Genomic DNA, 11,351 nt, shown 5'->3' with positions numbered 1-11,351 from the left:
TTGTTTCGAGGGTGTCATGGACAAGACTAGACATGGCCGCTGCCTCACTTGGCTTGTGGCAGGTTGCGCGGCGTCATTTGGGGTTTTTGCCGCTCTTTCGCCGGTCGTTGCCGAAGCGCGTGAATCGGTTTCTTTCCCAGCCAATTATCCGGCCGGCATGATCGTCATCAAGCAGCATGAGCGCCGGCTCTATCTGACCGAAGGCAATGGCACCGCCATCCGCTATCCGATCGCAATCGGCATGGCGGGCCGGGCCTGGAGCGGCGAGACTTCCGTCGAGGGCAAATACATGGCGCCGGATTGGAAAGCCCCCGCCGTTGTGCGCGCCGTCCATCCGAACCTCAAATCCGTCATCCCGGGCGGCTCGCCGCATAATCCGATGGGCGCCGCGGCGATCACCTTGAGATTGTCGGAAGTCGCGATCCACGGCACGACGGCGAGCATGCGCCGCTCCGTCGGCACGGCCGCCTCCTTCGGCTGCATCCGCATGTATAACGAGGATGTGCTCGACCTCTACCAGCGCGTTTCGGTCGGGACGCCGGTCGTCTCGATCCCCTGAATCCGGGCTGCCTTTTGAAATTCAGGCTTTGCCCCGGGCCAGGCCATTTGACCGAAAATGCTGCAAGGGTTTCCGTTTTCGCCAGAAACGGGAACCCTTTCGCATGTTTAGCCGCTATTTTGGCCGGCCGTTGGAAAACCTTTCCAGCTACCTTTGATTTTAATGATAGATTGGATTAACGAAGGGCTTCGCGTCTGACCCTGCGAGGGTCGCCGTGGGTTGGCTCGCACCCTTGTCCGATTTGCTGGCAAGTCATGGTGCGATCCCCTATGGTTCGGACATCGGAAATATGGGCTGGGCCAGTCCTAGGTCTTTCTGCCTTGGCCGGAGAGACATAATCTGTGGCCGGGCCTAAATGTGGCGGCAACAACGTGCTGCCAGACCTAAATCGCTGGGAAATCTTGCGTAACGGGAGTGACGGGTGGAAACCAAAGTTCTCGACCAAGCGGAACTCGTCAATCAGATCACCGAGGTGATCATTAGCGAAGGAATGGTGGATCGCGAAAAGGTCACTATGGACGCAACGATCGAGAGTCTGGATCTGAAATCGATCGATATCGTGATGATTTTGACGGCGATCGAAGAAAAATTCGACGTCTATATCCCGATGGATGGCCCGTTCCATGAAGCCAAGGACGTAAAGAGCCTGATCGACGCGATTGCCGCCTATATCATCAAAGAAAAAAGCTGAATGGATTCGACAAGACGGGTCGTTATCACCGGCATGGGCGCGGTTTCCGCGGCCGGTGTCGGGGCAAAACCTCTATGGCATGCTACGCGGGACGGGCGGTCGTGTGTGGCGGAAGCCCGGTTTCCACGGCCTCACAAGGGGCGCATTAAAATCGCGGCGCAGGTCCGTGATTTCGATCCGGCAACCTATCTCGACGCCAAGCTGATCGCGTTCCTGGATCCAGTCACGCAATATCTGCTCGTCGCCGCGGATGAGGCCGTTGCCCAATCGGGCATCCCGCGCGACATTCTCGCAGGACCGCGGACCGCCGCCATCATCGGAACCGGCATCGCCGGGATGACGACGATCGAAGAAGGCCATCATCAGATCTTCATCAATAATAGCCGGCCCGAACTTCTGACGATTCCGAAACTTATCCCGAGTTCCTGTCCGTCCAATGTCAGCATGCGCTTTGGAACGACGGGACCATGTCTCGCGGTCGGCAGTGCCTGTTCCTCGGCCACGCAGGCGATCGGCCTCGGCGCTCAGATGATCCGCTTCGGTCTCGTCGACCGGGCGATCGTCGGCGGTACCGAGGATTGCATCACGAGCGGCACCATGCTGGCCTGGGAGGCCTTGCGTGTCCTCAGCCCGGATTATTGCCGACCCTTTTCGAAAAACCGCAATGGCATGGTCATCGGCGCCGGCGCCGGCGTTTTCATTCTCGAAACCGAGGAACTTGCACGCGCGCGTGGTGCTGTGCCCATCGTCGAACTGGCGGGCTATGGCACATCGAGCGACGCCAAGGACCATGTCCGTCCGGATGCTTTCGGTGCCGCGTCCGCGATGCGCTATGCCTTGCAGGATGCCGGCATCCCCCCTGATGCGATCGACTACGTCAATGCGCATGGCACCGGAACCGTCATCAATGATCTGACCGAATCCGAAGCGATCGGGATGGTCTTCGGCAAGAAGGCGCCAGTGCTTCCGGTTTCGTCGACGAAACCCATTCATGGCCATGGATTGGGTGCGGGCGGCGCGCTTGAACTCGCGGTCACGATCAGCGCCGTTTTGGACAATGTGGCGCCGCCGACGATCAATTGGGCCGTGCCAGACGAAAAATGCCCGGTCGATGCGATCCCGAATGAAGCGCGGCCTCTGCCGATTCATTTTGCCATGTCGAATTCTTTCGCCTTCGGCGGGATCAATGCGGTCCTCGTCGTAAAGAAGATTGAGGCAGCATGATCCCGAAAAGTTGCAGACTTTTCGGGTGAGGTCATGCGGCGAGAGAAGACATGATCCCGAAAAGTTGGTTCGCTTTTTCGGAGAAGATCATGCGTTTAAAGAAACCCGATTTTGAAGTGGACTTGCCTTTTTAGGAAGGCTCATGCGCCGATGCATAAAGGCGCAGTGACTCTAAATAAGTCGCCGTCTCCCCTGTAAAATAAGGCGACACAACAATTTGAAGCATGGCGGCAGTCCGATATAATGCCGCGTAGCTTCAGACCGAGGACCGTCGATGCAGGACGCTACGAATATGCATTCCTCCGGGGCGCCGGACCCGGAGGGCTCGGGCGCTTTGCGGCTTGGTCCCTTTCGCGTCTCGACGGCCTGTGCCGATATCGAAGCCTTCCGCTGTGAGACGGGCTGGTCCGTCGACGACTGCTCTGCAGAGGGCCGGGCGAAGTCTATTCAGGTACCGCATACATTTCCGATGCGCTGGCTGACTGTGCCCGAGCTTTGGCGCGTCCTCGAAATAAAATTGAAGGAAGCCGGCGGCATCGCCGTTCATGAATCGCAAAGCTTCACTTACGAGACCCCACTCGATGCGGATCAAGATTATCTGATGACCGCCGACATCGATCATCAGATGAATCCGGAGCGCTTGATCGTGCGGACTTCGGTCGTCACCGCCCGCGATGAGCCTTGTCTTCGAATGGAGACGATCCTGCGGATCATCAGCGCGGCGGGGAGCGCGCCATGAACGCCAATCATGCGTGTGCCGCGGCGATCGATTGGCCGCAGGTCGGCGAGCAACTGCCCAAGCGCTGCTGCGGTCCCTTTGACGGTGATGCGCTCGCCCGCTATGCGCGTGCCTCCGGCGACGACAATCCTTTGCATCTCGATCCGGCCATCGCGCGAAGGGCCGGACTTGAGGAGCGGCCGATCCACGGCATGCTCATGATGGGCCATTTTGAGCCCTTGATTCTGGCATGGCGGCCGGATCTGGCGCTGGTCAATCTTTCCGCGAAATTCCTGCGGCCGGTTCTGGCTGGGCAGACTTTCGAGGTTTCCGGCCGCGTGATACGGGTCACCACGGGCGAAAGCCCCGGCATCATTCTGCGTTTGATGGCGCATGGCCAGGGACGCGATCTGGCGCTCGTCGCCGAGGCCAAGCTTTTGCCGCATCGCAGTCCGTCCGTGTGAGCATTGGCGCGCGCGTCAATGTGAATGGGCTCGCGCCCTGGACATGGTTATAATTGCGGATGATCGAGGCCCTATTCGGATCATCGACCTTTGTCGATGATCCGTGATATACCCCGGCGGAAGCCTGCGACGCAGGGACGAGAGCGGGATGAGGCAAAGTGCGAAGCGTTTCGCTCGCAGCCCGCGCTGAATTATCTAATCGGACCAACCGGGGGGTCGCGGCCGTTGATCGTAATTGAGCTCATCCGATTGGTTTTCGAGATCAGTTTGACGATTTCGATCCTCGGGCTTGTGATCGTAGCCGGTGCGTTTCTCGCACTGATCGGCATCAATCTGATGGAACTGGTCAGCGGCAGCGGATGGCGGAGCAAACCGCAGCCGAGCGGCTTGGCGGATGCGGATCTGCCGCATGTTCTCGTGCAGATTCCGGTCTTCAACGAACCGAATGTCGTCTCTGGCGCCTTGCGCGCGGCAGCGGCGCTCGATTGGCCGCAATCGAAACTGCATATTCAGCTTCTCGACGACAGTACGGATGAGACACCGAAAGTCGCCGCGGCTCTCGCGCAGGAATTGCGCGACAAAGGTTTCGACGTCCAGCATCTCTTCCGCACCGACCGGACGGGTTTCAAGGCGGGTGCGCTCGCAGCTGGATTGAAAGTCAGCGACGCGCCCTTCATCGCCATGCTCGATGTCGATTTCCGGCCGCCGTCCGATTGGCTGCGCACCATCGTGCCGGCGATGCTCGCGGATCCGAAGGCGGGCTTCGCGCAATCGCGCTGCGAATTTTCAAATTACAAAACCAATTGGCTGACGCGTGCGCAAGGCATGCTGCTCGATGCGCATTTTGCGATGGAGCAGGCGGCGCGCTTTCGCGGCGGCTGGCTGTTCCAGTTCAATGGGACGGGCGGCGTGTGGCGCCGCGCGGCAGTCGACGCGGCGGGCGGTTGGTCGGCGGATTCGCTTTGCGAGGATCTCGATCTCACCATTCGCGCCGGGCTTGCCGGATGGCATGGGCTCTTTCTGATGGAGCCGCCGGTTCCCGGTCTCGTTCCCGAACGCGTAAGGCATTGGCGGGTTCAGCAGAGACGCTGGTCGAATGGTTTCGTGCAGGTCGCGCATAAGTTGATGACGCCGATCTGGACAAGCACAAGCTGGTCCTTCGGCCGCAAGCTCTCGGCGACCTTTTTGATCCTCGTGCAGGCTTTCTATCCTTGCGTCGCGATCGCCACGGTCTCTCTTATCGCATGCCTGCTGCTGCGCGGTGGCGACCCGAGAGTCTATCTGCCGGTCATCGGCTTTCTGTTTGTCCTGATCTTCTTCGTCGCCGTCGGCCTGACGCTGATGCCCTATATCGTCCTGCGCCGCGGCACCTTGAAGGAATATGCGATCACCGCCGCGTCGCTGACGCCGTTGATGATCTATGTCAGCGTGTCGAATACGCCGAAAATCCTGCAAACGGCTTTCGGGCGCCGCGAGCAATTCAAGCGCACGCCGAAATCCACCCTGTCGTGATCTTTAAGGTTTCGGTCCGGCCGCTTGCGTTGCCTGGGCGCGCAGGCTGCTGCGATCGACCCGCGTGAATAGCGTGTAGCGAGGATCGACGATGAATTGCGCGAAGAGGCCGAACCAGGACGGATGCGTCCGCAGCCCGTCGTAATATTCCGGCGCGATCTTCTTCAAATCCGGCAGGCGGCGCCAGGGAATATCGGGAAAATCATGATGCTCGTTATGATAGCCGATATTGAGCGCGATGAGATTCAGCGGCCCGTAATAATCATTGGTTTCCTGCTCGGGATCGAAGGTGAAATGTTCCTGTACCCAGCGCGCCGCGAGCGGATGCAGCCCGCCGACTGAGAACCAGAACGACATGAACAGATAAAACAGCGCGTTCGGGCCAAAGAGCGCGAGGATCGCAACGTCATAGGCAATGATGCAGGCGCCGTTGATGAAGGTCCAGCGGCCCCACATCGGGACCGTGCCCCTGAGCCGGTTCAGACGAAACAGTTGCAGCGCCGGGAAGAAAAAGAACCAGGCAGCTTTTCCGAAGGCGCTATTGCCGAAGAAGCGGGCTTCCCAGCGGCTCGGCAGATCGGCATCATAATCATAATCGCCGAGATGCGAATGATGCTTCATGTGATAGCAGCGAAAGCCCATCGCGGTCGGAACCGCATTCGGCAGATCGGCGAGGATTGCGACCCATTTGTTCGCGGTATTGCCGGCGAAGACGCAATTATGGGTCGCGTCATGGATGACGACGAACATGGCGTGATTGGCGAAGGCGCCGACGCAATAAGCGAGGATCAGGGCCGCCCACCAATAGCCGGCGCCGAGATGACCGAGAAAGCCCGCGATCGCGGTTTGGCCGAGAACGACGGCGAGCGTGATGACGGCCGTGAGCGGGTCGTGGCCGATGAGGCGCTCGGCGTCGGGATGCGCCGCCAGAATCGCGCGCCGCCTTAAAGGGTGCGGGCGTTGCGGCTTCGCGGACAAAAACGTCAAAGCGGGCTTCGCGGCAGCCGCGCTGGGGGCAAAGTCAACGCTGTGAATGTTTGACTGCATTCTTCCGCCGCCTGTTTTCGGAGCCAATAAACATAAGACTCTGCGTAATCTTCTCCAACCGGGAGAGGGTTGCGCATCATCATTTCCTCGCTGGCACCATCAACCGAGAAAACCCTCCCGGGGATGATCTCGATCAAGGCTAGAGAGCCTTTTCGTAGACCCGGTGGATTTTGTCGGTCTTCCCGCCCGACATTTCGATCGGTTTGCGCATGCCCATATTGTTTTCAAGAATCCAGCCGAATTCGGCATGTTCGAATGAGACGTTCCTGCTGCGCCGCCGGCATTCCTCGATGAAAGCCAGAAGGACGACGCCGCCAATGGCTTTCTTTTGCAGGTCTCGACGGATACCGAAAAGGACAATGCGTCCGGACTTATACACGTGATTGCGCATTCGCGAGATCAGCCGCGGCAGTCCGAAGGGAAATAATTTGCCGTCGAGATCGGCCGTGATCTCATGCAGATTGGGAAGAAAGACGCCGAACGCTTGGGCTTCGCCGTCGAGCTCGATCATGAACCCGCCTTCGGGCGGCATGATATATTTCAATGAATCGGCGATCGACATAAATTCTTCGAGCGTGAAGGGCACGAAGCCCCAATTCTGGCTCCAGGCATCGTTGAAAATATCGACGATGATCTTGGATTCGGCCTTCAGGCTTTTCAAATCGAGCGTGCGGATCTTCAGCCTTTCGCGCCACTCCGGCCGTGCCATGATTTTTGATTCGGCTTCGCGATCGACCGGGCCGATATCATAACGATAGGAGACGACATCGCGCGCCTTGCGATAGCCTTGCCGTTCGAGCAAGGCCGGAAGATAGGACGGATGCCACGGGGTGAGAAACATGGGCGTCGCATCGAACCCTTCGACGAGCATGCCCATCTCGCCGTTGATCGACGGAGAAAAAGGTCCGTGGACGAGGGTCTCGCCGCGGGTTTTAAGCCAGGCTTCGGCCGTTGCCGTCAATTTGGCGACGACCTCTTCGTCTTCGATCGCATCGAGGCTGCCGAATTGCGCGCGCGAAGCTTCGCGCGGAACCATGCCATCCTTATAGACTTGTGCCGTGATGCGGCCGGCGAGCTTACCGTCGCGACGGGCAATCCAGGCTTGCTGATCGACGAGCTTGAAATGCGGGTTGAGCGGTTTGGCGTAAAGCGTCCAGCGTTCCGCATCGAGAGAGGGAGCGAAGCCGGTCATGCCGCGATAGATGACGCGTGGGACTTTGCAGAAGGCGAGAAAACTTCTCAGTCCATCGACAGGCGTGATCTCAATTATACTCATGTGCCGGTTTCGATCCTGCTCAAAGCTTCGGCTCGGACCCTTCACGCCTTTAGGCGCAAAATTATGTCAGCGCCAAGCATTTATGTGACGGCCGTAACATGGCAAAGACGGAAGGCTGCTTGGCCGCCGTCCGAGATCGCGGCCGTGCGGCAGAAATCGTCTCGCGGTCAGGTAGCGGCGTTGAGAGAATGGGTGGGCGCGGTATGGGCGCTCTCGCGTTTTGCGAGGAGGTCGATGACGCCGTGGATCTCGGCTTCCGTATGCTGCGCCGACAGAAAGAAGCGCAGACGCGGCTGATCTTTCGGAACGCCGATTTGGATGATCGGCGGCACGTAATAGCCATTGGCCATCAGATGGCGCGAGGCTGCGAGCGTCTCGTGACTATCGGAAAAGAGAATCGGAACGACGCCGCCGCCACCGATCGAGGGCCCCGTGTTCAACCCCGCCTCATGCGCCAATTCGATGAAGAGTTCGGCGTTGCGATGGAGCCGCGCGATCCGCCAGGGCTCCTTTTGCATGAGTTCCAGCGCGCATTTCGCCGCGGCGATGATCACGGGCGAGAGCCCGACGCTATAGACGAATCCCGGCAGTGTGTAACGCAGCCAGTCGATGACCTCGGTCTTGCCGGCGACGAAGCCGCCGCAGGAGGCAAAGGACTTGGACAAGGTGCCGATGATGAGATCGACGCGATTGGGATCGATGCCCGCATATTCGCAAAGGCCGCGGCCGTCGGCGCCGAGCACGCCGATCGAATGGGCCTCGTCGACGAGAAGCCAGGCCCCGTGACGCTCCTTGATCTCGACGAGACGGGCGAGATCGGTGATGTCGCCGTCCATGCTGTAGAGGCTTTCAGCGACGATGAGGACGTTCTTATAGTCCGCACGTTTCTGCGTCAGCAGATAATCGAGATGGTCGAGATCGTTATGGCGGAAGTGGATTTTGTCAGAAGAGGCGCTCTTGGCGCCGCTGACGATGCTGTTATGCGAGAGTTCGTCGAGGAAGAGGCCATCGCGCGAGCCCATGATATGGGCGATGACGGTCATGTTGGTCAGGTAGCCGCTGACTAGCGCCAAGACCGCCTCGGTGCCGACGAAGCTTGCAAGCGCATCCTCGAAAGGACGGTGGATCGACCGCTGGCCGCCGACGAGACGCGAGGCGAGGGCGCCTACGCCTTGCTTGTCGACAGCTTCGGTCGCGGCGGCCTTCACGGCCGGATGCGCGGAGAGCCCCAGATAATCGTAATTCGCGAAGCTGACGAAATGCGTTCCGCGCGCCTCCGCCGCCTGGCGCATACTGTCGATTTCCCAGAAGAACGGATCGCCCTTTTCGAGATAGGCTTTTCCGGCATGGCGAAAGCGTTTGTTTGCGAAGTCAGCGAGGCTGTTGATCTTGGTCACGAATATCCGCGTTCATTATAGAGGATCGGATGCGATTCCCGGCGATTACCTACCGCGCAATTGCCTACCGCGTTGGGGCCTTTTCAGGCGAAGGGCTCTGGCGTACCGTTCGAGATTTGCCCTTTCCGCAGGAAAGCGCGTTCGGACGAAACTCCCAAAGTCTTTGTCTGAATGTCTTTGTCTGAAAGCATCCCGGCGCCAGGGTTCGTGGCAAACCCATGACAACGCTCCAGCCATAGCATCCCCGAGTGGGCTCGGCAAAAGCTGATCGCCCAGCCATTCGTAAGAGGCCGCGCGCGGGACCCCTTTGTCGAAGCTGAACCGATTTGAAATCAAATGGTTAAGGCATTCTGTCAAATCACGTTACAAAGCGTTACACAGCGCCCGAACGGCCTTTTGCACGCGAGGTTTAGCAGCCGCGAATCTCTTTCGTCAAAGACGCGAACTGTGGCGCCCAAGTGGCAGAGGGGATCTGGAGTGGCGGAGGATCTGGCCGCGCGCTGCAGCTTCGCGCTTTTAAGCGCCGCTCCGGCGGGATGCGCGATCTAACGCTAGCGGCGATTGTTCATCGGGCCAGAAGGCCGATCACGCTACTTCCCTGCGGATTTCGCCGGAACGATTTATCGGGAATCCGTACCACACCGAGCCGGTGCGGCTGGTGTATAAGATCAAGTCGTTCGGAAAAGAAGCTTGGCCTTAAAAAGCCCGGTCGCGAGGGCAAAGAAGCATATCGGTTGAACAACCCGGAAAGTTCCCTGGTAAAAATAAAAATCTTCAAAAAAAACAATACGCTTTAGACAATTTTTCTTGGCCGGTTGTGGAAACGAAACTGCCTTAGCAGCGTTGGATTTCCGACCTTGTTCAGAAAAAGGCGTTCGCGACTATGGCTCATGTTGAAGCTTTGAAACAACTTCCGCTTACGGGCCGTGGCGGCACCAGTGGCAGATTGATTATAGTTTCAAACAGAGTCTCGGTTCCCTCAGCGAGCAGCGTGCCCGCTGCCGGCGGCTTGGCGGTTGCGCTCGAAGAGGCGCTGAAGACGCGCGGCGGGATCTGGTTCGGCTGGTCGGGTAAAATCGGCGCCGAAAACGATCCGCAACTGCAAATCCATACGCGCGGCGCGATCAATTACGCCGTCATGGATCTGTCACGCCGCGACGTCGACGAATATTACCATGGCTTTTCCAATCGCGTTCTTTGGCCGGTCTGTCATTACCGCCTTGATCTGGCGGAAATTTCGCGGCGCGATGTCGCCGGATATTTCCGGGTCAATGAAATGTTCGCCCGTAGGCTCGCCAAGCTGATCAAGCCGGAAGATATCGTTTGGATTCACGATTATCATCTGATCCCGGTCGCCGATTATCTGCGCCAGCTCGGCATCGCCAATCGCATCGGTTTCTTCCTCCATATTCCGTGGCCGTCGCACGAAATCGCGATGGCACTGCCGTCTCACGAGCGCATTCTCCGGGGCTTCGCCGCCTATGATCTGATCGGCGTGCAGACTCCCGGCGATGCGGAAAATCTCATCGGCTGCTTCACCCATGCAAAAGCGGGGCGCGTCATCGACGGCGGTCTCTGCGAGGCTTTTGGGCGGCGTTTCACCGTCGCGGCCCACCCGATCAGTATCGATACGGCCGGCTTCAGCCACGAAGCCCAGATCGCCGAACGCAATGCGATCGTCAGACGCATGCGCTCGAGCCTCGAAGGCCGCCAATTGGTGATCGGCGTCGACCGGCTCGATTATTCGAAAGGCATAAGGCGTAGGATCGATGCGTTTTCGACCTTTATCGAACGCTCGCCCGAAGCCGCCAAAGCGCGCATCACCATGTTGCAGATCACACCCAAGTCGCGTTCGGACATCCCGGAATATGTCGATATGCAGCGCGAAGTGGCCGAACATGTCGGCCATATCAACGGCAAGCTCGGCGATGTCGATTGGACGCCGATCCGCTACAGCAACAAGACAATGAGCCGCTCCGCCTTGGCCGGGCTCTTCCGGCTGGCGCGCGTTGGCCTTGTGACGCCTCTGCGTGACGGCATGAATCTCGTCGCCAAGGAATATGTCGCGGCGCAATCGCCGGACGATCCGGGCGTCCTCATTCTGTCGCGCTTTGCCGGCGCGGCCTATGAGCTGAAGAGCGCTTTGATCGTGAATCCTTACGATATCGAGGCGACGGCGACGGCGATCGCTCGCGCATTCGAGATGCCGCTCGACGAGCGCAAGGCGCGTTGGACCGAGGCGATTGAGATCTTGCGCCTCAACACGGTCGACACCTGGGTTCAGCGCTTTCTGGAGCAGCTTGGCGGAGATAGCAGCTTGGTTGGGCCTGTCGAACCTGCCGCGTTTCTGAAAGACGGTCTTGCGCCTGGAATCGCCAATGAAAATGGCACGGTGGAAGAAGGCGCCGGCTCCTGGCTCGCCAGCGCGCTTCACAGGTTCTCGCTGAGCCACTGATACCTCTC

Annotated in this window: 10 protein-coding genes; 7 read left to right on the top strand and 3 right to left on the bottom strand. The window is 58.9% G+C overall.

Going from position 1 to position 11,351, the window contains the following annotated elements:
• The first annotated feature begins 16 nt into the window (after window positions 1–16).
• From A3OQ_RS0102790 to A3OQ_RS0102760, 6 genes are all read left to right on the top strand, one after another.
• On the top strand, window positions 17–559 hold the full coding sequence (locus A3OQ_RS0102790) for a L,D-transpeptidase (protein WP_020173831.1): 543 nt from the start codon (window positions 17–19) through the stop codon (window positions 557–559).
• 421 nt (window positions 560–980) lie between these two features.
• A complete protein-coding gene (locus A3OQ_RS0102785; RefSeq protein WP_020173830.1) occupies window positions 981–1,250 on the top strand; it encodes an acyl carrier protein in 270 nt (89 codons plus the stop codon).
• Window positions 1,251–2,474, top strand: a complete 1,224-nt coding sequence (locus tag A3OQ_RS0102780) for a beta-ketoacyl-[acyl-carrier-protein] synthase family protein (protein WP_020173829.1) — start codon at window positions 1,251–1,253, stop codon at window positions 2,472–2,474. It begins immediately after the preceding gene.
• A gap of 274 nt (window positions 2,475–2,748) precedes the next feature.
• Window positions 2,749–3,213, top strand: a complete 465-nt coding sequence (locus A3OQ_RS0102770; protein ID WP_020173828.1) for a hypothetical protein — start codon at window positions 2,749–2,751, stop codon at window positions 3,211–3,213.
• Window positions 3,210–3,656 (top strand): MaoC family dehydratase, encoded by a 447-nt coding sequence (locus A3OQ_RS0102765; protein ID WP_020173827.1) that lies wholly within the window; start codon window positions 3,210–3,212, stop codon window positions 3,654–3,656. The genes A3OQ_RS0102770 and A3OQ_RS0102765 overlap by 4 nt, the downstream gene beginning before the upstream one ends.
• 267 nt (window positions 3,657–3,923) lie before the next feature.
• Complete coding sequence (locus tag A3OQ_RS0102760) at window positions 3,924–5,168, top strand: glycosyltransferase family 2 protein (RefSeq protein WP_244427080.1); 1,245 nt, start codon at window positions 3,924–3,926, stop codon at window positions 5,166–5,168.
• A gap of 3 nt (window positions 5,169–5,171) precedes the next feature.
• On the opposite strand, the gene A3OQ_RS0102755 is transcribed toward A3OQ_RS0102760, so the two are convergent.
• From A3OQ_RS0102755 to A3OQ_RS0102745, 3 genes are all read right to left on the bottom strand, one after another.
• Window positions 5,172–6,215: a fatty acid desaturase gene (locus A3OQ_RS0102755; protein ID WP_020173825.1), complete on the bottom strand. Its 1,044-nt coding sequence runs from the start codon at window positions 6,213–6,215 to the stop codon at window positions 5,172–5,174.
• 139 nt (window positions 6,216–6,354) lie between these two features.
• Window positions 6,355–7,491, bottom strand: coding sequence for a hypothetical protein (locus A3OQ_RS0102750; RefSeq protein WP_020173824.1), 1,137 nt, complete (start codon window positions 7,489–7,491; stop codon window positions 6,355–6,357).
• 167 nt (window positions 7,492–7,658) lie between these two features.
• Window positions 7,659–8,888, bottom strand: coding sequence for an aminotransferase class I/II-fold pyridoxal phosphate-dependent enzyme (locus tag A3OQ_RS0102745; protein WP_020173823.1), 1,230 nt, complete (start codon window positions 8,886–8,888; stop codon window positions 7,659–7,661).
• A gap of 883 nt (window positions 8,889–9,771) precedes the next feature.
• Here A3OQ_RS0102745 and otsA point away from each other — a divergent pair.
• Complete coding sequence (otsA, locus tag A3OQ_RS21195; RefSeq protein ID WP_083931464.1) at window positions 9,772–11,343, top strand: alpha,alpha-trehalose-phosphate synthase (UDP-forming); 1,572 nt, start codon at window positions 9,772–9,774, stop codon at window positions 11,341–11,343.
• Window positions 11,344–11,351: the final 8 nt, after the last annotated feature.

This window comes from Methyloferula stellata AR4 (assembly GCF_000385335.1).
In the GTDB taxonomy this organism is placed as follows: Bacteria; Pseudomonadota; Alphaproteobacteria; order Rhizobiales; family Beijerinckiaceae; genus Methyloferula; species Methyloferula stellata.
The sequence above is the reverse complement of the archived record's forward strand: the minus strand, read 5'-3'. Positions and strand labels throughout refer to the sequence as shown.